15 protein-coding genes are annotated in these 23814 nt (G+C 59.7%); 10 read left to right on the plus strand and 5 right to left on the minus strand.

The window, feature by feature from the left end; all coding sequences use genetic code 11:
* The first annotated feature begins 84 nt into the window (after nt 1-84).
* From icmH to J7394_RS12430, 4 genes are read left to right on the plus strand one after another with little or no spacing between them, the layout of a single operon-like run.
* Nucleotides 85-1521 carry a type IVB secretion system protein IcmH/DotU gene (gene icmH / locus J7394_RS12415; RefSeq protein ID WP_209253420.1) on the plus strand — a complete coding sequence of 479 codons (1437 nt, stop codon included), beginning with the start codon at nt 85-87 and terminating at the stop codon, nt 1519-1521.
* On the plus strand, nt 1521-5090 hold the full coding sequence (gene tssM, locus J7394_RS12420) for a type VI secretion system membrane subunit TssM (protein WP_209253422.1): 3570 nt from the start codon (nt 1521-1523) through the stop codon (nt 5088-5090). Before icmH ends, tssM begins: the two co-directional genes overlap by 1 nt.
* The gene (gene tagF, locus J7394_RS12425; protein ID WP_209253424.1) at nt 5090-5776 is read left to right on the plus strand and encodes a type VI secretion system-associated protein TagF; all 687 of its coding nucleotides are present in this window, start codon (nt 5090-5092) and stop codon (nt 5774-5776) included. Before tssM ends, tagF begins: the two co-directional genes overlap by 1 nt.
* A complete protein-coding gene (locus J7394_RS12430; protein WP_209253426.1) occupies nt 5773-6495 on the plus strand; it encodes a PP2C family serine/threonine-protein phosphatase in 723 nt (240 codons plus the stop codon). The genes tagF and J7394_RS12430 overlap by 4 nt, the downstream gene beginning before the upstream one ends.
* Nucleotides 6496-6497: 2 nt before the next feature.
* On the opposite strand, the gene J7394_RS12435 is transcribed toward J7394_RS12430, so the two are convergent.
* From J7394_RS12435 to J7394_RS12445, 3 genes are all read right to left on the minus strand, one after another.
* Nucleotides 6498-7646: a hypothetical protein gene (locus J7394_RS12435; RefSeq protein ID WP_209253428.1), complete on the minus strand. Its 1149-nt coding sequence runs from the start codon at nt 7644-7646 to the stop codon at nt 6498-6500.
* A gap of 107 nt (nt 7647-7753) precedes the next feature.
* Nucleotides 7754-9946 (minus strand): serine/threonine-protein kinase, encoded by a 2193-nt coding sequence (locus tag J7394_RS12440; protein ID WP_209253430.1) that lies wholly within the window; start codon nt 9944-9946, stop codon nt 7754-7756.
* A 33-nt stretch (nt 9947-9979) separates the two neighbouring features.
* Nucleotides 9980-10552 (minus strand): OmpA family protein, encoded by a 573-nt coding sequence (locus J7394_RS12445; RefSeq protein ID WP_170549474.1) that lies wholly within the window; start codon nt 10550-10552, stop codon nt 9980-9982.
* 168 nt (nt 10553-10720) lie between these two features.
* On the opposite strand from J7394_RS12445, the gene J7394_RS12450 reads away from it, so the two are divergent.
* The 4 genes from J7394_RS12450 (at nt 10721) to J7394_RS12465 (ending at nt 19010) form a co-directional block, all read left to right on the plus strand.
* Complete coding sequence (locus J7394_RS12450; protein ID WP_209253432.1) at nt 10721-11560, plus strand: M15 family metallopeptidase; 840 nt, start codon at nt 10721-10723, stop codon at nt 11558-11560.
* Between the two features lie 192 nt (nt 11561-11752).
* Nucleotides 11753-13468 carry a ShlB/FhaC/HecB family hemolysin secretion/activation protein gene (locus tag J7394_RS12455; protein WP_209253434.1) on the plus strand — a complete coding sequence of 572 codons (1716 nt, stop codon included), beginning with the start codon at nt 11753-11755 and terminating at the stop codon, nt 13466-13468.
* The gene (locus tag J7394_RS12460) at nt 13413-17057 is read left to right on the plus strand and encodes a filamentous hemagglutinin N-terminal domain-containing protein (RefSeq protein ID WP_209253436.1); all 3645 of its coding nucleotides are present in this window, start codon (nt 13413-13415) and stop codon (nt 17055-17057) included. The genes J7394_RS12455 and J7394_RS12460 overlap by 56 nt, the downstream gene beginning before the upstream one ends.
* Before the next feature lie 21 nt (nt 17058-17078).
* Nucleotides 17079-19010: a caspase family protein gene (locus J7394_RS12465; RefSeq protein ID WP_209253437.1), complete on the plus strand. Its 1932-nt coding sequence runs from the start codon at nt 17079-17081 to the stop codon at nt 19008-19010.
* A gap of 2 nt (nt 19011-19012) precedes the next feature.
* On the opposite strand, the gene J7394_RS12470 is transcribed toward J7394_RS12465, so the two are convergent.
* Nucleotides 19013-20068 carry an OmpA family protein gene (locus tag J7394_RS12470; RefSeq protein ID WP_209253438.1) on the minus strand — a complete coding sequence of 352 codons (1056 nt, stop codon included), beginning with the start codon at nt 20066-20068 and terminating at the stop codon, nt 19013-19015.
* Nucleotides 20069-20189: 121 nt separating this feature from the next.
* Between J7394_RS12470 and J7394_RS12475 the strand changes: the two genes are divergently transcribed.
* Together J7394_RS12475 and J7394_RS12480 are read left to right on the plus strand one after the other, a co-directional pair.
* Nucleotides 20190-21695 (plus strand): caspase domain-containing protein, encoded by a 1506-nt coding sequence (locus tag J7394_RS12475; protein WP_247748192.1) that lies wholly within the window; start codon nt 20190-20192, stop codon nt 21693-21695.
* Nucleotides 21696-21825: 130 nt separating this feature from the next.
* Nucleotides 21826-22905: a helix-turn-helix domain-containing protein gene (locus J7394_RS12480; RefSeq protein WP_209253439.1), complete on the plus strand. Its 1080-nt coding sequence runs from the start codon at nt 21826-21828 to the stop codon at nt 22903-22905.
* Here J7394_RS12480 and J7394_RS12485 read toward each other — a convergent pair.
* A complete protein-coding gene (locus tag J7394_RS12485) occupies nt 22878-23768 on the minus strand; it encodes a LysR family transcriptional regulator (RefSeq protein ID WP_209253440.1) in 891 nt (296 codons plus the stop codon). The two genes, J7394_RS12480 and J7394_RS12485, sit on opposite strands and share 28 nt — an antisense overlap.
* Between the last annotated feature and the right edge of the window lie 46 nt (nt 23769-23814).

A 23814-nucleotide genomic window follows, 5' to 3' on the forward strand; every position in this document is an offset into this window, starting at 1 on the left:
ACTGGCGGCGCCAAAACAATTTGATAGGGCTTGATATGTGGGTCACACTCGTGACGCGGAAGCCTTAGGGGAACAGGTCAAAGAATGTCCGACAAAGATCCATTTGCCGAACCGGACGACACCGACAAGACGGTCATTCGCCCCAATCCCGGTGGGCGACGTCAGGCGGGTGGCATGCCGCAACAGCCGGCTCCGCAGCAACCAGCCGGATATCCCGATCCGATGCAGGTGGCACAGCCCGATCCTATGGCGCAACCGGCGCAGGGCGGCGCGGGATACGGGGTGCCTCAACCCCAGACGCCTCAATCCCGGCCTGCCTCGGGCGGGGAAGAGGTTGCGACCACCGGTATGAACCGGCTGAACGCCTGCGCCGCGTCGCTGTTTTCTTTGATAAGCCGTATTCGCAACCGTGCGCAGCATATGGACCCAGACAAGCTGCGCCAAAGCGTTGTGGCCGAGGTACGCGCGTTTGAAAATGCCGCTTTGCAGGCGGGCATTGCGGCGCAGACCGTCAAGATCGCACGCTATGCTTTGTGCGCGACTTTGGACGACGTTGTTTTGAATACACCGTGGGGTGGCCAATCCAGTTGGGCGACCCAGTCGCTGGTGGGCACCTTCCACCGAGAGACCGTCGGCGGTGATCGCTTCTATGACCTGCTGGCACGTCTCGAACAGGACCCGGCCAACAATATTGAGCTGCTGGAATTCGTCTACATGTGCCTCTCGCTTGGGTTTGAGGGGCGCTTGCGCGTCGAACAGGGCGGCGCGGACAAGCATATGCAGATCCGTCAGGGTCTGGCGCGGATCATTCGCGCGCAGCGTGGTGACGTGGAACGGGATCTCGCTCCGCATTGGGAAGGGGTCGATAAACCATACCGCGCCCTCAGCCTGTGGAAGCCGGTCTGGATCGCTGTTGGCGTGACCGCTCTGCTGCTACTGATCGAATTTGGCGGGTTGTCTTATCTGCTGTCCAACAAGACAGAAAACCTTGTGGGACAAATGTCGGTGATTGATGCTGGCCGGGTGACAGAGCTGCAGCGCCGCGCCCCGCCGCCGCCTCCGCCACCGCCGCAAGCCCAGCCGCAGGTCGAAAAGGTCGTTGCTTTCCTGCAGCCCGAGATCGACGAAGGGCTGGTTGAGGTCTTTGAGAAGGGCAACACGCTGATTATCCGGGTCAAGGGATCGGGCATGTTCGGGTCGGGTTCTGACCACTTGCAGGACAAATTCAAGGAACCGGTACGCCGTGTGGCTGTAGCGCTAGACGGAGAACCCGGAGGGGTGATCGTGACCGGGCATTCGGACAACGTGCCAATCCGCTCATCACGCTTTCCGTCCAACCTTGCGCTGTCTCTGGCACGGGCCAAATCGGTGATGAACCAGATGGCGGGTGAGATTTCCGATCCCGACCGCCTAAGCGCCGAAGGCCGTGCCGATAGCGAACCGATTGCCGACAACTCGACCCGCGAAGGGCGGGCCACGAACCGCCGGATCGAAGTCCTGCTGGTTCAGGAGGAGAACTGATGATCCGCCGCGTTCTAAGATATGTTTTCATGTCGATCTACACCGTGCTGTTCTTCACGGCGACGGTTCTGGCCGGGTGTCTGTACTATTTCGGCCCGTGGATCGGCTCGGATGAGTGGCGACCGCTGGACGGGGTCGGGACGCGCCTGATCTGGTGCGGGGTGATCTATCTGGTCTTCTTCCTGATCGGTCTGACCATCTTCCTTCTGCGCCGACGTCGCGAAAAGAAACTGACGGAAGAGATAACGGAATCCGTCGCCGATGGCGGCGATATGATCGACAGCGAGATTTCCGAGCTGCGCGGCAAGCTGAAAACCGCGATGGCGGCTTTGCGCAAGTCCAAGAACGGGCGGCGCCATCTGAATGAGCTGCCCTGGTACGTCATGATCGGCCCTCCGGGGGCTGGCAAAACGACGGCGATTGTGAACTCGGGCCTGAACTTCCCGCTGGCTGATGAGCTAGGCAAGACTGCGATTGGTGGTGTCGGAGGTACGCGGAACTGCGACTGGTGGTTCACTGAGAACGCCGTTCTGATCGACACGGCCGGGCGCTACACCACGCAGGAAAGCGATGCCGAGGTCGACAATGCGGCCTGGATCGGGTTCCTCAATCTACTCAAGAAATACCGCAAGCGGCAGCCAATCAATGGCGCGATGATTGCGATTTCGCTGTCTGACCTGTCCTTGCAGGACGAGGTCACGCAAAAGGAACACGCAAAGGCCGTCCGCCGCAGGCTGGAAGAGCTGCGTGAAAAATTGGGCGTGCGGTTCCCGGTATACATCCTGTTTACCAAGGCCGACCTGATCGCTGGTTTTGCCGAATTCCACGACAATCTAGGCAAGGAAGATCGCGAGCAGGTCTGGGGCTTTACTCTGCCACTGGACAAATCGCGCAGCGAACAGTCGCCGGTCGCGGCTTTTGATGAGGAATTCGCCCTGCTTCTGGGTCGTCTGAATTCGCAGTCGTTGGAGCGGATGCAGACCGAGACAGACCCGCAGCGCCGGGCTCTGATTGCCGGGTTCCCGATGCAGGTCGCCTCGGTTCGCAAAGTCGCACATGAGTTCCTGACCGAGGTTTTTCAGGACAGCCGTTATCAGCACCGCCACATGCTGCGCGGGGTCTATTTCACGTCAGGCACGCAAGAAGGCACGCCAATTGACCGTCTAATGCTGGGCATGGCGCGGACCTTTGGGATTGGCCGTCAGGCCATCGGCTCGGGGCAGGGGTCGGGTCGGTCCTATTTCCTGACGCGCCTGTTCGATCAGGTGATCTTCCGCGAGGCCGGGCTGGTCAGCGCCGATGACAAGGTCGAAAAGCGCTACAAGATCACCAAATGGGCCTCGATTGCCGCAACTGTTATTGCCGCCGTCACGGTCGGAGCCTTGTTGGTGCGCAGCTTTATGGGCAATACCGACCTGATCGCCGAGGCTCAGGAGGGTGTATCCGCCTATCAGGCCGCCGCTGCGACTTTGCCGCCCAGCCCCGTTGGCGACACCGATCTGGTTCCAGTCGTTCAAGCTTTGAACACGTTGCGCGACCTGCCGGCCAACCCGACACTCTCGGATCCTGAGCCAGAATCACGCCTGACCTATGGTCTATACCAGGGCGACGTGATCGGCACACAGGCGGCGCAAACCTATCGTGCTGCGTTGAACCAGCGCCTGTTGCCGCGTCTTCTGCTGCGTCTGGAAGAACAGATGAGCGCCAACATCAACAACCCCGATGTGCTCTATGAGGCGCTGAAGGTCTATCTGATGCTGGGTCTGCAGGGGCCGATGAACCAGGATTTGGTCAAGGAGTGGATGAACATTGACTGGAGCGTGTCCTTCCCCGGCCCATCGCGTGAGGAATTCCGTGCCGACCTGAACGATCACCTCGACGCCATGCTCAGCCAGCCAATGCAAGAGATCGCTTTGAATGGCCCAATGGTGGATCAGATTCAGGGTATCCTGTCGGAACTCCCGCTGGCGCAGCGTGTCTATAACGGCATCGTCTCCAGCCCCGCGGCCACAGCGCTGCCGGAGTGGCGGATCACCGAAGTGGGTGGCCCCGCTGTCGGGCGCGTTCTGGTGCGGTCCTCCGGGAAACCTCTGAACGACGGGATTGAGGGCATATTTACCTACAATGGCTTCAACAATGTCTTCCTAGGAGAGGCCATCGGTGTCGCAAAACGGGTGCAGAAGGAAAGCTGGGTTCTGGGACCCCGAGGTGAGGCCGAACAGACTGAGCAAGCGCTTGCCGCCCTCAGCCGTGATGTTCTGGACCTTTATTACAACGACTACATCGCGCGCTATGATGCGATGCTGGGCGATATCGACATCGTGCCGATGGAAAGCCTCAGCCACGCGGTTGAGGTCACCAATGTGCTGTCAGGCCCGACCTCGCCTATTGTGAATGTCCTGAATTCGATCTCGGATGAGACGAAACTGACCGAAAACCGGTCAATTCTCTCGGGCAACGATGCGATCAGCGAAGGTGTTTCCGGAGCCGCCGCGATTGAATTGCAATCCGCGACCTCAGCCCAGACACAGATCCTGTTGGAGGCACTGGCCAAAACCAGCGGTGTCAACTCCGGTGAGCCGGTGCAGGCACCGGGACAATATGTCGAGGACCGCTTCGATTGGTTGCATCAGCTGGTTGAACGGCAAGAGGGGCAACCTTCGCAGCTGGACATGCTGATGGGGTCGCTGACGGGCGTGTATCAGGAGCTGAACAAGATGTCGTTCAGCGGTGTCTCGGGCGGTGAAACCGGGCAGGCTCTGCAGCAGTTCCAGCAAGAGGCCGCGCGTATTCCCGGCCCGATGGAACGCTGGGCCCTGCAAATCATCGACGGCTCGTCCGGGATCACTTCGGATAGCACCCGGTCCTCCATTAACGCGCGGTGGCAATCGACGGTTCTGCCGTTCTGCGAGCAGGTCGTCGGGGATCGCTACCCGTTCAACCGCCGCTCGGGCGCGGATGTCGCGATGGGTGACTTTGGCAAGTTGTTCGGTCCGCAAGGTCTGATCGACTCGTTCTTCAATGAAAACCTCGCCAAACATGTGGATATGCGCACGCGTCCATGGTCGTGGAAGTCCGGGGTGAATGCGACCGATCTGGGCATCAGCCAGGCGGTTCTGACCCAGTTTCAAAATGCCGCCGAGATCAAGGAGGCGTTCTTTGCGGCAGGCCCGCAGCCGCAAATCCAGTTCCAGATTATGCCCGAGGCGCTGGACCCAAAGGCCAAAGGCGTCAAGCTTGAGATTGACGGCCAAGTGCTGGAGTTCAAACACCGCGGTGGGCTGCCCTCACCCCTTGCTGTGACATGGCCGGGTTCAGTTGGGCTGGCGCGCGTCAGTTTTGAGCCGGAAAAGCGCAATATCGAAAGCGTTCTGTCCAAGGACGGCCCCTGGGCCTGGTTCCGCCTGCTGGACGCGGCCGAGGTACGGCGCACCAATGTGTCAGACCGCAAGAAGGTGATCTTCAATGTCGGTGGTCGCATCGCGATCTTCCAGTTGCAGTCCGGGTCGGTCATCAACCCCTTCGCCTTGCCAGCGCTGCAGAAATTCAGCTGCCCCAAGTCGTTCTGATGCAAACAGGCGGGTTTGGTGCATTCGGCAAGATGCCCTCGGTCGGAGATTTCTTCCGCCTCGGGGTGTCACAGGCGTTTGTGCAGCCGTGGGATGAGTGGATACAGCGCAGCATGTTGGCTGCGTCAGAAACCTTGGCAGAGGCGTGGGATTCCCACTACATGTCCGCTCCGATCTGGCGGTTTTGCCTGTCGCCGGGGCTGGCCGGGCCGCAGAAAATGCTGGGGGTTCTGATGCCTTCGGTGGATCGGGTCGGACGGCGGTTTCCTTTGACCCTGGTCGCTGGTGTGTCGAACGAAGGGTCTGCCGCGCTGGCGCATTTCCGGGCGGCCGAGGTCTACCGACAGCTTGAAGATTTGGCGCTTGCCGCGCTCGAGGATGACATGACCCGCGACAAGCTGGCCGAGGGTTTGGCCGCTTTGCCAGCCCCAACGCAGCAGCCGACTGCGCCTGTGCGCGCGCATGGGAACACGATGGTGCTGACCCGCGGGGAAGTCTCCGACAGCTTGTTGCCTGATCTGGCGGCGGGGTTGATGGCGCAAAGATATCGCACCCCAAGCGTTTGGAGCACCGAAATCGGCGGCGTCCCCCGAATGATGATCTGCGAAGGTTTACCGGATGGGGCAAACATGCAAGGCTTGTTCAACCTACACGCCGCATTGTGGACCGAGGCACGACCAATATGAATTCAAGTCACCGCGTTCGGTACAGCGCACGCAGCCATGTGGGCCTCAGGCGGAAGGTCAACGAAGACGCGGTGCTGGCGCTGCCTGAGGAAAGCCTCTGGTTGGTGGCGGATGGGATGGGCGGGCATGACGCGGGTGACTATGCCAGCCGATTGGTCGCGGATATGGTTGCAGCAATCCCGCCCGGTTTGGCCCCTGCTGATCGGTTGACCGCATTGCGAGACGCGATCCAGCGCGCCCATGCCGTGATCCGGGAAGAGGCCGCTGCCCGAGGTGGCGGCACGATTGGTACGACGGTTGCTTGCATGATGCTGGCCAACGGGCATTTCGTCGGGCTTTGGGCCGGGGACAGCCGAATTTATCTGTTGCGCGAGGGCAAGATCCAGATGCTCAGCACCGATCACTCGGTCGTGGCGGATCTGGTTCTCGCTGGACAGATGAGTTGGGACGAGGCCGAGCAGCACCCTCAATCCAATGCGATCACACGGGCCGTGGGTGTTGGGGATGTTCTCGAACTAGACAAGGTCCGTGGCGAGGTTCAGCCGGGCGACCGTTTTCTGATCTGCTCAGACGGTCTCAGTAAATACGCAACCTTCCCGATGTTAGAGAAAGCGCTGTCGGATATGCCGATCGAGACGGTTTCGGATCAGTTGATACAGGTCGCGCTGGATGGCGGCGGGGCCGACAATATCACCGTTGTGGTGGTCGATATTCTGTAACTTTAGAATACCGAAGGTAGGGTCGGCACAGGTGGCGGTGCGGGTAGTTGCATGCCTGAAAGACTGTCACGAATTGACGCGATGTCGAAATTACAGGTATCGCAGGGGCCAAACGGTAGGCCCGGCAACGATTTTCCAAGTTTCGCCAAGGACTGTAGCGTTGGCAAAACGGGTACCGTTGGCGGCTGAACGCTCATGGACATGGCTAGATTTACAGCTCCGCTTTGGGCCGCTTGGGCACCTTGGGTAATATCTTCGATTTCGGGCAGCGCATCCAATTGCATTTGCAGCGCCTGCATCTCTAGCGGAACAGGCACGTTCAACTGCGCCATATAGTTGAGCATGGCGTCGATCCGCGCAATTCCGCTTGGTGTCAGGGCGTCAGAACCGAATGCTTCCTCAATTGTGGCAAGGTCTTGCAGCTGGTCGGCCAGTTCCTGTAACTCGTCCAGCGAGACGGGAAGGTTGGGCACGGGCACCGTCGCAAGACCCGCCAACTGGTTCATAAGGGCCGAAATCATGTTGGGGTCGGATATTGGAGGCAACCCGAGCGTTTCCGGGGCTGACGCAGCGGGCGCAAGCAGCGCCAACTGCTTTGCCAAATCGATCTTGGGCAAGGGCAATGCGAAAGGCGGCATTGTGATCCTCGGCAGCGACGCAGCGAAATTCAAAGCCGCTGAGCAGGTCCCGCGTGAACCTCCTGCTTCACCCACCTGCATCTCGGCCTCATAGGAATAATCCAACCCGGCCAAAGCCATTGGGCAGACGCCCTGAGCACGCAGGGCCAAGGTCATTCTGGCCGCGAGTACGATGTTTTGAAACTGTGGGCTGCTCATCTTCGGCATAGCTTGCGCTTGCGGCAGAACCGTTGCGGCGAGGCTGAGGACAGCTTGCTGAATCTCAGCCAGCAATGCGCGGGGATCAGCCAGCGGAAATCCGGACGCCGCCAGACTCATCATCATCGAAATCGCTCCGCCCCCATCACTGGGCAGAATCGCGGGCAAGGCGATATTCGGGGCCTTCGCGTTCATCGTCGCGTTGAGGTACATATCCGGCGTCATCGCCGGAAGCATCGCGTTCAGTTTTAGATCAGCCCTTGCTTGGCCGCTGGCCGTTCCCTGCAATCCCAGAAGCGTCAATAGCTTCATCATCTGTGGTGGTACGGCGTGAACTGACAGGTTCGCAGTCGTCGGAAGACTGGGTAACGTTGCAACATTGGCTTGGCAGAAACAGGGCATGGTTTTACGTCACCCTTACTCTATTGTTCCAAGGTCGTCAGAATACGACTGTCCAGTGACAGGATTTGTGTCTCGACGTTTCTGTCCTGCTCGCGCAGCGCCTCGGCATAACCTGCCGCGGATTCCGCCGTTGGGCGTATGGTGCTGAACAGCTGGTTGTCAGTATGCAGAACGATCACCTTGCTTTTCCCTAGCGCGGTGTCATCGACCTGAAAGGCGATGCCGCCATTGTCCTGGCTTTCATCAATCGAATAGGCCACGCGGACCGAAATCGGCCCGGACTCTCCGTCGCGCAGAGAGGCGATATCGTTGTCTTGGCGGGTGACGTTGGGCAGCAGGTGGAACACGTTGCCTGACACATCCAGGACCGAGACGGACAGATACCCATCCTGAACATCATCGGGCAGGTCGACATCGATGACCGGGTTTTGCCCGACAATGAAGTCTCCGGTCGGGTTGGGCGCGTTGCCTTGCTCTCCGTTGAAGAACGCGATCGAGATATCGCTGGTAGGTGCCGAGGGCAGGAAGTTCTCGATCAGGCACAGGGTCGGGTTCAGTAGCGTCACCTGCTCAAGATCGATAGGGCGTGAACCTGCGAGGGCTGTCAGCGCGGTGTCCAACCCGACCAAACTGTCCCTTGAGGCCAGCGTTCCGCCGACCTTGATCGGTGTTTCGGGGCCGTAGCCCGTGCTGGGTGCGTCGATCAGTTTCAACGCGCCGCAATCGGCCAGACCGGACAGGATGGGTCGGACCTCATCCGCGGACAGGAACAGCGACTCCAACTCGATATCTGCGGTGCCTTGTAGCCCGGCGGGCAGACCGGCGGAGTAGAGCTGCTCTAGCTCGGCATGTAGGGCCTGATCGGTGGTTTGTCCGGTCAGTCGGGCCTCATTGCCTTCGACCACGAAACGCCACTCGTCCAGATCCATTGCCGCGTCGATGACACCGGTCACCGCTGTTCCCCAGGTGTCGGAAATGTCGCCCGAGGCCAATGTGAGATCAACATCGCCCCCTTCGGATGTGATCTCGCCTGTCATGGCGTCCCGCACAGTCTCGGACGGAACAAAGCCTACGGCACGAGGGGCCTGACCGGGTCGTTTATCAGCCACCAGAGTATAGGGTGAGACGGTTGGGTATTGCGGTGCAAGGAAGCCGTCAAACAGTCCGCCGAAATAGCCACCGGCACCAATGCCAACAACCGCAAGCGCGCCGACTGCAGCCACCACGCCTCCACGCGAGGACTTGGCAGGTTCAGCTTTGGTCGGGCTGGCCTTGGATTTCGGTTCCGGTTGCGTAACCGGGGCAACGGATGGCGCAGCGGCAGGGGCCGCGCGCGGCGCGATCACGGTTGCATCGTCCAGATCGTCTTGAAGCGCGGCCGATCCGTTCCGGGCCGCCGCCAGGGCGCGTAGAACATCTCCGGCGCTCTGGTACCGATCATCCGGGTTCGGAGCCGTCATCTTGTCGAGGATCGACTTTAGCGGCTCCGGTACGTCCTGAGTATTCAGCGGCTCTTTCTTGTTTTCGACCACTTCCAGCAGGTTGCGCCCGGCATCAGCTTTTTGCCCCCGGAAATTGGCCAGCAGCAAGGCGCCCAGAGAATAAATATCGGTGCGCTGGTCGGTTTTACCTGAAAGTTGCTCGGGCGCGGCATAGGCGTATTTCCCGGCAAACTCACCGCCCACAATGGTTTCGGCACCCGGGTTTGTATCCTTGGCGATGCCGAAATCAATGATCACGGCCTGCCCCGGATCGCCATCGCGCAGGATGATATTGTCGGGGCTCAGATCGCGGTGAACGATGTTGCGGGCATGGGCGGCCTCAAGCCCCTCGCAAACCCGTTTGCACACGGTCAGCACGTCGCCCGCCGACATGGGGCCAGCCTTGAGCTTCTGGTCGAGGCCCGGTCCGTCCACATAATCCATCACCAGATAGACATGCCCGTCGGCGGTTCGGTTGTTTTCAGAATAGCGGACAACCGCGTCGTGGCGGATGTCGCGGATTTCTTCTTCGCGGGTCAGCAGGACCAGATAGTCATCATTGCTGGAAAACTCCGCTTTCAGAACCTTCAAAGCGGCAAGCCGCCCCGAAATCTCGGAGCGGGCTCGATAGACGTCAGAAGTACCGCCCCGCCCAAGTATCGCTTCGATCCGATAGGTATTGTTCACCAGATCGCCCGGCTGAAACAGGTCGCCTGCGCGGGAGTCCGTCATGCTGTCCTCGGTTTAGTTAGAGTGGTGGTGTAATCAGCCGAGGGCCTGGAATTCAACGCGACGGTTTTCGTCGGCGCGCGGATTGTCCTTGTTTAGAGGTTCAGCCTCGCCAACGCCCAGTACTTCGAGCCGCTGTTCCGAGATACCGCAATCGCCGACGAGGAAGCGCTTGACCTCTTTGGCGCGCAGCAGCGACAGGTTCTGGTTGTATTCAGCCGAGCCTGCACTGTCGGTATGACCGATGATCTGGAAGACGTTCACATCCACGTTCTTCATCGCCTGACACAGCGACGAAAGCTTGGGCTTTTCATCCTCGCGCAGCGCGGCCGACGCGAAATCGAAACGGATCTGGATATTGACCTGATCCTCGCTTGCGACCGGCTGGTATTCGGTCGGTGCGGCGGCGACGGTGGTTTCAGCTTCGGCCTCAGCCGTTTCGCCGGAATTCGACGGCACGATGACAAGGCCGCGCGTCTTTTGCTTGTTGAACGCGTCGGTGATTTCGTCTGCCGTCAACTCGCCTGACTGCGCCAGAGCAAACTGAGCGGTACACAGGACGGCAAATGCCGAGGCCCCGATAAACTTCCATGATGCAAATGCGGACATAACCCTAACCTTTCCGTGTTTGAGGGAAAGACTAGCCCCCCACCCGACGACCGACAATGAAGAATGTCACACAAGCGCTGGACATTTTTAGGTCAATAGCGTGACATCATGCGCCCAGCCTTTTAAGTTCATGTTATAAGGTGGCAGAATACAGGAAACATCAGGCAAATGCGCATCGTTCCGGCGATCATTCTGGGAGTGGCCATCATTCTGGCTCCGATCATCTGGTACGTCTTTCCTTTGGTCGTCCCACTTGACGAGAATTTCGAAGGTCCCGCCATCGACTCAGGCGCTCGGATCGAGATTGAGATGCTCAGCCAACAGCTGGATGATATGCGCGAGCAGGTTGAACGGCTTTCGCTCGAGGTGTCACGCACCCAGAATGGTGCCGGGATCGTGCCGCAAGACAATTCGGCGGCGGATGACTATGGGTTTGACCGCTCGTCGCCCAATGAGATCATTGACGCTTATGCGCAGGTCGTCCTGATCGCCAACCGCAACAAGGTAAACCGGGAACTGGACTTGGCCGGTTCGTCCTTCTTGCGCGAAACATTCGGGCTACCGCGTGAGGATTTGACAGATGAATGCCAGTCGATGACCAATCCACGGCTTGAGGAACTATTGGTGCTGGAAGAGGTCGGGCCGGTTCGGGTGCGGATGTTGAAACCTGCGGTTGATTCACTGCGGGCTGTATTCGAGAATATTCAACGCACCGACCCCGACCTTTATGCGCGTATCAATACGGCCGGGTCGTTGTGTGTGCGCCGTATTCGCGGGGCGACGTCTTCGGCTTCGGCCCATGCTTACGGTCTTGCGGTCGACCTGAATATCGACGGCGTTCTGGATACGCTGGGCGACGGAAAAACCCAGTTGGGTCTGACCATTCTGGCCGATTTCTTCCGCGAGGAAGGCTGGGTCTGGGGTGCTGCCTGGGGCCGTGAGGACTCGATGCATTTCGAGGTCAGCCGCAACAAGATCGAAGAGTGGCTTGAGGCCGGGCTGCTCTGACCGCGCTTCTCATGCGGTTTGTGAAGTCTGTCACAGACGTGATGCGCAACAAGGTAAATAAAGCGTTATCTATTCCAAAGGGGGCTGCGGAATGATCAGAACGACCTTGCCATGGTCCCTTCGATGGGATTTCCTTGAGACGTTTCTGGCTCATTGGTTGGGGCCGGTGTGGGTAAGGGGTGTTTGTCTGACATGACGCGGATCTGTCGTTTTCTGGTTTTGGCTTCCTGCGTCGTGATCGCGTCGACTGTTTTCTCCAAAATGGCGCAGGCGCAAAGCGCGTCGAACCTTGCCCCATCCACCTTTCAGCCGCAGAACCAACGCAGCACTGGGCCAGTAACCGTAGCGCGCGATCCGGGTGCGCCGGTGCCCGAAGGTGCAGACAGGCTGTTTGTGACCGTGGGTCAGGTGCGGATCGAAGACGGTTTGCCCCAGATGGAGGCAGCCAATGCAGCCTTCATTGAGCGCCTGACTGGAAAGCGCGTGGCTGTGTCCGAGATTTTTGCGGCCACCAACAGATTGGAAAGCGCCTATACTAACGCTGGTTTTGTCCTCAGCCGGGTGGTCCTGCCGCAGCAGACCCTTCGCGATGGGGGCACGCTGCGCATCGTCGTGATCGACGGGTTCATCGAACGCATTGATGCCGAAAAAGTGCCTCAGCAAGCCCGAGAACGGGTGGTGATGATCACCAAACCTCTGATCGGCAAACGGGGCGTCAAGCTGCAACAGATCGAACGTGCGCTTTTGCTGGCTGGGGACACGTTTGGCGTGCGATTGGCCTCGACCCTGTCGGCGGGCGATGCGCGGGGCGGTACCATTCTGACGCTGGATGGCGAGTTCAAAGAGATCACCGGCTCTTACGGCTTTGACAATACGCTGTCGGATGAGCTTGGCCCGGGCAACCTGAACCTCGGTCTTGAGGTCAACGGCGCGCTGGAGATGGGAGAGACCTTCTATTTCCGCGTCGGCGGTTCACCCAAACGGTTCTTCTCAAGCGATGCGCAGTACCGAATTGCGGCGGCGGGGGCGGTCTTTCCGATCGGATACGACGGGATGACGTTCAACGCCGAATACACGCTCAGCGAGGCGCAGCCGGATGCAGAGCTGGTGCCAAACACCAGTAAATTCGAACGCTTTTCCCTGCGGCTTTACTATCCTTGGGTGCGTACGCGGCGTCACAATCTGTCGTCGCAACTGATCCTGGACCGGATCAGCGACTCGCAGGATCTGATTGCCAGCTCAGGGTCACTACCGGTTTATGACGACGATCTCAGTGTCTTGCGGGCCACGCTGGATGCAAGCTGGACCTACGACAATGGCGCGTTTCTGTCTGCCGGGGCTGTTTTGTCGCGCGGGCTGGATGCATTCGGTGCCAGTACCTCGGTCGGGGCGGGGGATCCCCCTTTGTCACGGCAAGGTGCCAGCGCGCAATTCACCAAGCTTGTGCTGTCGGCGCAGTATCAGCGCCCGTTGAACGCCAATTGGTCCGTGAACGTGAATGGCCGAATTCAATCCAGCTTTGGCGATCCGCTGGTCACGTCGGAACAGTTCAGTGTTGCCAGCTCCAGCGAGCTATCGACCTTCGACGCAGGCGATCTGCGCGGAGATGACGGCTGGGTCGCACGGGCCGAGCTTGGCCGGTCACAGCAGACGCAAGTGGCCGGCTTTCCAATCCTTTTCAAACCCTATGTTTTTGGGGCCTACGGCGTGTTAGGTTTGGAACAACCCACTGTTCTGGAACAAGGCACAACCCGGGCATATGCCTACGGTTTGGGCTTTGATGTGTTTACGATTGAGGACTCGACCTATCGGTCCGGGTCATTACGAGTGGAATATGGGAGGGGGGAACGTGATGACCTCGGGGAAGATGGAAACCGGTTCAGCATCACTGCCAGCCGCCGCTTCTGATGGTAGCGCAGCCATGACAGTCTCACGCCGCATTCTGCTGTCGGCCTCGACCGTGCTATGGGGCACGACCGCGCTGGCACAATCCCTGCCGACCGGTGGGACGGTAGCTGCGGGTGATGTCGCGATCAGCCAACCCAACGGCAATCAGTTGAACATCACGCAGGGGTCGAATGCGGCCATCGTGAATTGGAACGGGTTTTCGATTGGCTCCGGCTCGACCGTGAATATCAATCAGCCGGGCGCGCAAAGCGTGATCCTGAACCGGGTTACCGGGAATACAACCAGTCAGATCCATGGACAGCTGAACGCCAACGGGCAGGTGCACCTCGTCAACCCGAACGGCATTTTCATCGGTCCGAATGGCCATGTGAATACTGGGGGCTTTGTGGCCTCGAGCCTGAATATCTCGGACGATGACTTTCTGAGCGGCCGCTATCACTATAACGGCAACGGGGCCTCGGCAGGGGTCGAGAACGCGGGCACGATTCACGTTGTTCCCGGCGGTTATGCAGCCTTGATCGGCGGCAAGGTGTCAAACTCGGGTGTGATCCGCGTGCCAATGGGCAAGGTGGGATTGGGCGCGGGAGAGCAAGTCACGCTCGACGTGTCCGGTGATGGGTTTCTACAGGTTGCGGTTCCTTCAAACAGTGATGACGCCGCGATGGAGGCTCTGGTCACCAATTCGGGCCGCATCGAGGCGGATGGCGGAGTCGTTCACCTCAAGGCCGCCAGTGCCCGCGATGCAGCGCGCCGGGTCGTGAACATGTCTGGCGTGATCGAGGCGCGCTCGGTCGGCGGTGTGTCCGGAGCAGTTGTTCTGGGCGGCAGCGGCGGGGCCGTGCAGGTGTCGGGCCGCATTGATACCTCGGCGCGGGTGACACTGGTCGAAGCGTCTCCGCGTCCGGTGGCCCGCGATCAGAACGGTGGGTCGATCACGATTACCGGTGAAGCAATCGAACTGGCCGGTGCGGCTCTGAGCGCAGACGGTGCGGGCACAGGACATGGTGGAAAGATCCGCGTTGGCGGTGACCTGCAAGGGGGCGGCGATCTGCAACGGGCCAGTACCACGCTGGTCGACAGCGCAACGGTAATCAGCGCCAATGGCGGAGATCAGGGTAATGGCGGTCTGATCATCGTTTGGTCGGATGACTACACATCGTTCTCGGGCTTCAACTCGGCCCGTGGGGGCGATCTGGCCGGGGATGGTGGTTTTGTCGAAGTGTCGGGTAAGCTGGCGCTCAACTATGAGGGTCTGACCGATACGCGGGCACCGTTTGGTGCATATGGCACGCTGCTGCTAGACCCCACGAACATCACCGTTTCTGATACAGCGACAGGTCCGGGTTCAGTCACTCCGGGTACAATTGAATCGAACCTTGGTTTCGGTAACGTCACTCTGACGACCGCGGGAAGCGGCACTCTCCAACCGAACGGAGACCCGATCGACCTTGGGGGCGACGATTCCCAGGTTGGCACAATCACCGTCGACGATCCGATCACGTGGGGCAACGGCTCTCGGTTAACGCTGCTTGCCAATGATTCGATCACGATCAACGCTGCGATCACCGCGACAAGCGGCGAGTTGGAACTGAACGCCGCCACAACGATTGGCACCGGCGCAGGTGGAACAATCAACGTCGATACCTTTACGCTTACGAATGGCGCCTGGTCACAGGTAAGTTCCACGCTCCCAAGTTTCTCGGCGGCAACGCTTGATATTGCGTCCGGCGCAACATTCACCCGTGCGCTCGGTGGCACGGGTGCTGCCGGGTCGCCATTTCTGCTGACGGACGTGTTTGGCCTTCAAGGCATTTCGGACGGCAACAGCTACGCCCTGGCCAATTCTATCAGTGCCGCGCCACTCAGTTCGTTCGATCCAATCGACTTTGCGGGTGGTACACTTGAAGGCAACGGCTTTTCGATAAACGGCCTCACCATTTCGACCAGTTCGTTCGGCGGCCTGTTCAACAATCTAGACGGCAACGTTCAAAACCTGCGCATCAACGGGGCCAGCGTTTCCTCAGGTGGAGGCGGTATCTTGGCGGGAACAAACGGAGGCACGATCTCCGGCGTTTCGGTATCCGGTAGCTTTTCCAGCAGTGACGAACAGGCCGGTGGTCTTGTTGGTTTCAACGATGGCACAATCATTGACAGTTTCTCGACAGCCAGTGTGACCGTCGCCACGACCGAGGCCAACTTGGTTGTCGCGGGCGGTTTGGTCGGCGAAAACAACGGAACCATCACTCGGTCTCACGCTACAGGAACCGTCAGTGGTTCTACGGCGGGTGATTTTTCCGTTGGCGGCTTGGTGGGTGACAACAACGGCCTCGTCCAGGATTCCTATGCAACCGGAAGTGTCTCAGGCTCCAACCAGAGTTCAGCGCCCGGAGACTCGGCGACGCTTGGAGGCCTCGTAGGCTTCAACAATGGCGGCACAGTTGCCCGAAGCTATTCAACGGGCGGTGCCAGTTTTTCAGGTCCCAACACGCCAACACTCGGTGGGTTAGTCGGTTCAAACTCTGGATCTGTGTCAGGGTCCTTCTGGAACACCGATACCTCTGGTCTGGCCACTAGCGCCGGGGGCACAGCAATCACCACAGCGCAGCTTCAGGATACCGTTGGGTTCTTTAACCTTGCGTCGGCTCAAGGGTGGGACTTTACCAACACGTGGGCACCGGGAACGAGCGACCCGGACGGCGGGTCAAACCCGTTGCACTACACGACCTCACCGGTCCTGTTTGTCGTGCCTGACACGCTTCTCATCCCCGAAGGTGAGGCTGAAACGACGACAGGCACGGGTACAATTTCTGGTGGCCCGTCTGTCTTTCGGTTCGGGCCGTCGGGTGACTCTCTGGACACGTCCCCGATCTTTGAGACTTTGACGTTCGCCAGTACCGAGAACGGGACTACGACCTACACCGTGGATACAAGCTCACTCCTGAGTATCTCGGAGGTGTTCTATACCGTTTCTGCGCTGCCTGGCACGGCCATCATCGGGAACACGGTCATTCCGACCCCACCGACCCCAACTATTGAAATCACCCCGACCGTGGATACGACCATCACCGGCGGCGGCGGAGGTGGCGGCGGTGGTACTACGACCACAACAACAACCGAAGCAGAAGCGGCGCTTGGTACGGTCGAGAATGCGTCGCAGGACTTTGACGAGGTGATCTCTTCCTGTGCGGAACAGGGCAATAATGTCAGCGCCTATCTGGCCTGTATCGCCGATGCGATGGACGAATACGCCTCGGACCTCGATGCGATCGTGCAGGGGCTGCCGCCGGGTCTGGAATCGGTTGGCGATATCATCCGTGGCGCAAGTGCCGGTATTCGCGCGGCGGGTGAAGATGCCAACCGTCGTCTGGCACTTGCCACCACCGCTGAGGAGCGGGAGACGATCCGCCGCGAGGCCGTGCAGGAAGCGCGCCGTCAGATCCGTCAGGCGCAGCGTGAAATTCGCAAGGCGATCACATTGATACGAGCAACCGACCCGGAGCTTGTCAGCATCCAGAACCAGCAGGTAGATACAATCGTGGCTGCTGTTGGTCAGGCCGAGATTGGCCTGTCGCGCGCCATCGGTCTTTAACCCCATGGAGGCTCTGCGCCCATGTTCCTGATCCGTCTTTGCGCGGCCATGCTTTTGACCCTGTTCAGCGCCCTCGCGGCGTTGGCAGACAAACGCGTGGCGCTGATCATCGGGAACTCGGATTACCAGACCGTCGGGGCGCTCGACAATCCGATCAACGATGCCTCGGATCTGGCCATCGCGCTTGAGGGGCTGGGGTTCGACGTTTTTCTCGGCACCGATTTGAACAGGTATGAGATGCTGTCTCTGGCTGAATCCTATGGCGCGACCGCTGCGGATTCTGATGTCTCTTTGCTGTTTTATGCAGGCCACGGCTTTCAGGTCGACGGGCGCAATTATCTGGTTCCGGTCGATGCCAACCTGACCAGTGCTGCGGATATTCCTGAACAGACCGTAGCTATGGAGGAGTTCGTTTCGCGGATGGAACGGTCCGACGGCATTCGATTGGTGTTTCTGGACGCCTGCCGCGACAACCCGTTCGAAGATGGTGTGCTGAGCGTCGACGAAGGTCTGGCCCGTGTCGGCAGCGCCGCCGATTTCCTATTCGCCTACGCCACACAGCCCGACAACGTGGCCTTCGACGGTACCGGGCGGAACAGTTTTTTTACCGAAGCGCTGCTGAGCCATATTTACACGCCGGGACAGGATATCTCGGACCTGCTGATCTCGGTCCGCAAGGATGTTCTGGCGGCGACTGGCGGGCGGCAGATCCCGTGGGACAATTCCTCGCTGACGCGGCAATTCCGGTTCGACAACAGCCCGGTGACAGCATCAGAAGAGACCTTGCTGTGGCAGGTGGCGGCCAATGCGCAGGATGCCTCTCTGATGCAGCTCTATATTGACCGCTACCCACAGGGCGCGCATGCCACTGAGGTTGTTGCGTTTCTGGATGAGGCCGGGCAGGGCGGCACCCAGACCCGTGCGCTGAGCGTCGAAGACCAGGACGAACAGGCCGAGCGTCTTTGGAAACTGGCTCAACGCAGCCGGATGCGGCCTCTGCTGGAGTTTTACCTAGAGCAATACCCCGATGGCAGCCACGCCGCGCAGGCGCAGCGGCTGATCGCATCAATCCCAAGGCCCGAGGACAGCACGCCGGGCGGCATTTGTGAGCGGCTCGCGACCCATCCTCGCGACCGGACGGCCAGTATTACCGGCGTTCCTTTCAGCCGGTTGCAGGAAAACGCGCTGACCGCCATTCAGGCCTGCAGCGCGGCGGCGGCCCAGTCGCCAGAGCTGTCGCACTATGTGGCACTGTTAGCGCGAGCGACGATTGCAGCGGGGGATGTGGAACGAGCCGTGACCCTCTACAAACAGGCTGCTGCCGAAGGGGACTTGCGGGCGATGGTATCCTTGGCGCAACTGCATGAAAGCGGCACCGGCGTCCCTCAGGACATGGGCACAGCGCTGGACTTGTATGAGCGCGCGGCGGAAGGGGGCAGCGCCGATGCCATGATCAACCTCGCCGTTACCCTGTTTGAAGGTCAGATCGTTCCCAAAGATGACGCACGCGCCGTCGCGCTTTTACAGCAAGCCGCTGACGGGGGATCGGCCAAGGCGACGTTCAATCTTGGCGTGCTGGCGCAAGATGGTGCTGCCGGCGAACCCGAGCAGGCATTGGGCTACTTCCAGAAAGCAGCGCGTGATGGTGAATATCAGGGCTATCTGGCGGCAGCGATCCTTCTGGACGAAGGGCGCGGTGTGCCGCGCGATCCGCTTGAGGCCGCGCGGATGCTTCTGCGCGGAACCGCTGAGGATAACGGAGCGATCCTCGATCAGCTATCCCTCGCCTCAGACCAATGGTCGCGCGACACCCTGATGGAGGTTCAACGGCTGCTGCAAAAGGCGGGCTACTACAACAGCTCCATCGACGGCGTGCCGGGGCCGAATTTCATTTCGGCCCTGCGGCAATGGCGCAGCGGTGGGTTCGACCCGATCATTCTGGCCGAGAACTGAGTCTAGTTGACGGGCACAAACTCAATCCGCCGATTGCGGCGCTTGCCGTCTGCGGTGTCATTCGACACAACCGGGCGGCTTTCGCCATAACCAACCGTTAATAGACGTTCCGGAGCGATCCCCTGATCGACCAGATAGGTGTTGACCGCCTGTGCACGACGTTCGCTGAGAACACGGTTGGCCTCATCCGAGCCATCGCTGTCCGTGTGCCCGCCGATCTCGATCTTCAGGTCCGGGCAACGGTCGACAATGTCATGCAGATTGCTCAGCAGTGGAATCGAGTCATTGGTCAGCCGCGCACTGCCCGAGTTGAAGTAGATATTGCCGGTGCGCGACAGGATCTCCATCCGACCTTCACAGGCCTCACGATCCAGATCACCCTTGGTCTCCAGCGCAGCAGCCCCCGGCGTGGCCGAGGCGACCTCAAGCTGAGGCGGCGTGCCGGGTTGGGCACGGTCGAATACGAACCCGAAGCTGACAAAGCCGAAGGGCAGGATATCTACACCGGCAGCCTCTTCGAGCTTGCCGCGTCCTCCCTCAAGGTTAAAGTCGGGTAGGGCAATCGCAATCGGTGTCGTATTGGCCACAGCCACCCGGTCATTGTCGACCAGAGTGATAGCCACCTGCGCCACGCTGTCTTTTTTCACCCCATGCAGGGATAGGCTATAGGGCAGGTCGATGATCTTGTGCCGGGTCTGGTGCAGATCCACCAGCTGTTCGGGCGGCAATTGGGCGGTGATCACAGCCTCGGGGAAGTTAAAGGTCTCGAAAAACAGGAACCGCATGCGCACGTTGCGCAGGTCAATCTTGGTATCTACGCTGTCCATCTGAACCCGGATATCAGCACCGCCTTCGGGGCTGATAACGCCCGTCAGAGTTGCAAAACCACTATTTTCGGCAATCGAGTTCTTTTTGACCGACAGAAACTGCAGTTCTGAGGCCTCGGCGTCCAATTTCCATCCATGTTCGAACGGATCGGCGCTTTGACCCCACGCCGTGTTTGCAAATACAAGTGCCGTTATAGCAAAAGCATTTCGCACCAAGTTTAAACGCGGCATGTGTGAACCTCTTCCTAGTCTTGATACTATAATTGGGATATTTCAGGCCACGGCCATAAGAAAGCCAAAAAACAGTATCAGAGTGTTTCCGGGCTGAGTGGTGCCCAAGGGGTCACGGACCATGAGACCAGAAAAAGGCAAAGAACCAAAGGTGCAACGCGTACTCAGAACCCTTTTTGCGATGACCGCACTGCTCTGGACCGGTTCGGCCTGGGCCGAGCCGCGAATCGCGCTGGTGGTTGGAAACTCCGACTATGGTTCGGTTTCGGCCCTGGACAATCCGATCAACGACGCGCGGCTGATGGCGGAGAAGCTGACCGCGCTCGGGTTCGAGGTGCGGCACCTGTCCGACAGCACCCAGATCGAAATGAAGCGCGCCATTGCCCAGTTTGGGCGTGATCTACGCAAGGGCGGCGAAACCGCCGTGGGCCTGTTTTATTATGCGGGTCACGGGGTGCAGTCTTTCGGTTCGAACTATCTGTTGCCCGTGGATGTGTCGCTGTCCGATCCGGCCGATCTGGACCTGATGGCGGTTGAGGCGCGTTCGGTCCTGCATCAGATGGCCTCGGCCAACAACAAAACGAATATCGTCATTCTGGATGCCTGCCGGAACAACCCGTTCGAGGATCTGGCAGACATGGATGACAACGGTCTGGCCGAGATGAAAGCCCCGACCGGCACTTTTCTCGCCTATGCCACCGATCCCGGCGGCGTTGCGTTGGATGGCGAAACCGGCAACAGCCCGTTCACGCTGAGCCTTGCGCAACATATCGACACGCCCGGCATGGCGATTGAGCAATTGTTCAAGAAGGTGCGCGTTGATGTTCTCAGCGAAACGCGGGGGCTGCAAACGCCTTGGGATACCTCGTCATTGACGCAGGATTTCGCCTTTGCACGTGCGAATGAAACACTGATCGCGAAACCGGAACAAACCGAAGAAGAACAGTGGCAGGAAGCTGTGAACAGTCGTGATCCGGTGAAGATCATGCTGTTTCAGCGGGCCTATCCAGACAGTATTCATGCATCGCAGGCCAATGATCTGCTGCAGACGATTTTGACCGAGTCCTTTGGAACTCTGCCCACGCCAACGCCATCGCAAGAGGCTCCGGAAGCGACCGAGACGGACCGTTTGATGTATGAACTGGCGCAGGTCGACGATTCGATCCATTCCTACGAAGTCTATCTGCACAGCTTCCCAAGCGGCGCCTTTGCGGATCAGGCGGTCGAACGACTGGCGGCCCTGCAGTTGGAAAGCGAGACCGTGACTCGCAAGGCGGAACCCAATGTCGAAGCACCCGAGGCGCAGAATTCGGGCAGCATCGACGCAGGGGCAGCGGTCACCATGAAATCTATCCTGACCTTCGGCAACACCCATGTCCGGGGCAAGTCGATCGAGGAACTGGTCGCAGGCTCGCCTCAGTTCCCGCCGATTGACGGGTTGCCGGATGAGTTGTGGAAAGATCAGAATTGTTCGAGTTGCCACCAGTGGACGCATGAGGCCCTGTGCGATCAGGCTCAGACCTATGTCAAACGTCCAGCGGCAGGCAATGTGGCCAAGCAGCACCCGTTTGGCGGTGGTTTGAAGGTCAACCTACGCCGGTGGGCGATGGGCGGCTGTCAGGGATAAGTCTGCCTTAAGGTTTAGATCAGCGACCGGGCTTGGTAGAGCGGCCATTTGGGCGAATTTTCCGATGAAACCTAGACATCCAAATGGAAAGCCCCTTGTGAGTGGTCGGAAATAGCCGAAGAATGCGGGTATGAAGCCCAAACCTGTCACATCCGACCCCGATGATGAGGCCGAAGACCTCGGGCCGCGCAGCATCTATGATGGTGATCCCGAGGATGAGGATGATCTTTGGTTTCTCCCGCCCGAGGAAGACGCGCCACAGGATGACTTCCTGACCCCTGGCCCTCGGGCAGATCAGCGGCAATTGTTCGATCCCAGAGAGTGGCAAGCCGCGCAATCCGAGCTATCGTCTGAGCTTGCCGATCTGGCGGTGACCTTTGGCGCGCTGGATGAGCGGCTGCGGGCGGGGCCCGAAGGGTGGACCCACCGTCTGGCCTTGATGGATGTCTCCGACCTGGGTTGGTGGACGGGTGACCGGATCAGTGTCGAACGTCTGGCGCTCTGGACAAGTCTGCGGATCGGAGCAACGGGTGATGATGTGCAAGCCTTGTTCCGGGCAGGGTGGGCGGTGCGCCGCCTGTCGTCCGGCGCGGCCCCTTCTCATGACGGGTGGGAGGCCGGGCTAACCGCCTTCCTTGACCGGATGGCGCAAGGGATCGAAGAGGTGCCGGAGGCCATTGCAGACCTGTCGGACGTGATGCGCAGTGTCGAGGCGCTGCACCCCGTCACTCAGGCCGCGATCGCCTTTCATGCATGGCGCGCAGTCTCTCAAGGCCCCGGTCAGGATACGGAAGCGGCCGTCATTGCCGCGCGGCATGCGGCCTCGATGGGGCGGGGCGGGGCGCTTTTCATGCCGCTGGCCCTGTCCGGGCCGGGCGCGCTGCGTGGAGTCGGATCGCCTGAGGAAAAACTGTCCGCCTGGATTCGCGGGGCCGGACAGGCGGCGCTCGCAGCCTTGTTGCATCTGGACCGGATCAATGCGTGGGAGGCGCGGGCGAAGGAGGCAACAGCCGACCTCAGCGGTCGGACGCCACCTTTGCTAATCGACGCCTTACGGGCCTGGCCCATGGTGTCGGCTCCTCTGGCCGAAGAGTTGACTCAGGCCTCGCGGGCTGCAGTACAGCGTAACATCGACCGTTTTACCCGCCGCGGTTTGGTCCGCGAAGTCACCGGTCAGGGGCGTTACCGCGTTTGGACGGCGGCGCTGTAGTCCAGCAGCCAGTCGCGAAACAGGCGGGCCGGCCGGCGCAAGTCTGTACGAGAGGGATAGATCAGGTGATAGGCCTCTTGCCCGCTGACCTGAAGGTCGGGCAGGCAAGGCACCAGTCCTGAGCCCTCCATGATACGGTCAGATGCGGGCGCGCGGGCCAATGCGATCCCAAGCCCGCTGGCGGATAACTCAGCCGCCATGATCGAGTTGTCGGCAAAGAAGAACCGGGACTGCCCTGTCGGCAAACGCAGCGCTTCGAACCAATAGAGCCAGCTGGCGCGGTGGGTCGATACTTCGATCAGGGTGAATTGCAGCAGGTCCTGCGGGGTGTGGATCTGGGAGGCAGTCTCGGGCGAGGCGACGGGAAACAGAACCTCGCGCAGCAACTCATCTCCTTCTGTGCCAAACAGCGCGGGATTGCCAAACACGATTTGTAGATCGGTGAACTGGTTGGAGAAATCCGAATTCGCATTGCCAGTGGTCAGCGAAAGGTTGATCTGAGGGTGCGTGGCCTGAAACGCGGGAAGGCCTTTGGCCAGGACACCATAGGCAAACAACAGAACTGACTGAACGTATAACCTCTGTTCCCGGGTCTCACCGAACAGCCCGGTGGTGGCCGTTTCCAGCATCAGTAGCGATTGCTGGACCGAGGGCAGATAGGCACGTCCGGCTTCCGTCAGCGTGACTGCATGGGCATGGCGGTGAAATAGCGGCGTGCCCAAACGGGTCTCAAGCGCCTTGACCTGTTGGCTGACAGCAGCGGGCGACATGTTCAGCTGCGATGCTGCGCGGGAAAAGCTCTCTGTACGGGCGGCTGCTTCGAACACGCGTAGCCAGTTGAGGGATGGGATGCGAGGCAACATGTAGCACAGGCTAAGTTAGACTTACCCTGACAGGCAAGAGGTTTGG

This window comes from Ruegeria sp. R13_0, from assembly GCF_017743995.1.
In the GTDB taxonomy this organism is placed as follows: domain Bacteria; phylum Pseudomonadota; class Alphaproteobacteria; order Rhodobacterales; family Rhodobacteraceae; genus Ruegeria.

What these genes read in the sequence shown, in the direction of transcription:
- icmH (WP_209253420.1), top strand. Translation starts at nt 85, where the DNA reads ATGTCCGACAAAGATCCATTTGCCGAACCGGACGACACCGACAAGACG.
- tssM (WP_209253422.1), top strand. Translation starts at nt 1,521, where the DNA reads ATGATCCGCCGCGTTCTAAGATATGTTTTCATGTCGATCTACACCGTG.
- tagF (WP_209253424.1), top strand. Translation starts at nt 5,090, where the DNA reads ATGCAAACAGGCGGGTTTGGTGCATTCGGCAAGATGCCCTCGGTCGGA.
- J7394_RS12430 (WP_209253426.1), top strand. Translation starts at nt 5,773, where the DNA reads ATGAATTCAAGTCACCGCGTTCGGTACAGCGCACGCAGCCATGTGGGC.
- J7394_RS12435 (WP_209253428.1), bottom strand. Translation starts at nt 7,646, where the DNA reads ATGATGAAGCTATTGACGCTTCTGGGATTGCAGGGAACGGCCAGCGGC.
- J7394_RS12440 (WP_209253430.1), bottom strand. Translation starts at nt 9,946, where the DNA reads ATGACGGACTCCCGCGCAGGCGACCTGTTTCAGCCGGGCGATCTGGTG.
- J7394_RS12445 (WP_170549474.1), bottom strand. Translation starts at nt 10,552, where the DNA reads ATGTCCGCATTTGCATCATGGAAGTTTATCGGGGCCTCGGCATTTGCC.
- J7394_RS12450 (WP_209253432.1), top strand. Translation starts at nt 10,721, where the DNA reads ATGCGCATCGTTCCGGCGATCATTCTGGGAGTGGCCATCATTCTGGCT.
- J7394_RS12455 (WP_209253434.1), top strand. Translation starts at nt 11,753, where the DNA reads ATGACGCGGATCTGTCGTTTTCTGGTTTTGGCTTCCTGCGTCGTGATC.
- J7394_RS12460 (WP_209253436.1), top strand. Translation starts at nt 13,413, where the DNA reads ATGACCTCGGGGAAGATGGAAACCGGTTCAGCATCACTGCCAGCCGCC.
- J7394_RS12465 (WP_209253437.1), top strand. Translation starts at nt 17,079, where the DNA reads ATGTTCCTGATCCGTCTTTGCGCGGCCATGCTTTTGACCCTGTTCAGC.
- J7394_RS12470 (WP_209253438.1), bottom strand. Translation starts at nt 20,068, where the DNA reads ATGCCGCGTTTAAACTTGGTGCGAAATGCTTTTGCTATAACGGCACTT.
- J7394_RS12475 (WP_247748192.1), top strand. Translation starts at nt 20,190, where the DNA reads ATGAGACCAGAAAAAGGCAAAGAACCAAAGGTGCAACGCGTACTCAGA.
- J7394_RS12480 (WP_209253439.1), top strand. Translation starts at nt 21,826, where the DNA reads ATGAAGCCCAAACCTGTCACATCCGACCCCGATGATGAGGCCGAAGAC.
- J7394_RS12485 (WP_209253440.1), bottom strand. Translation starts at nt 23,768, where the DNA reads ATGTTGCCTCGCATCCCATCCCTCAACTGGCTACGCGTGTTCGAAGCA.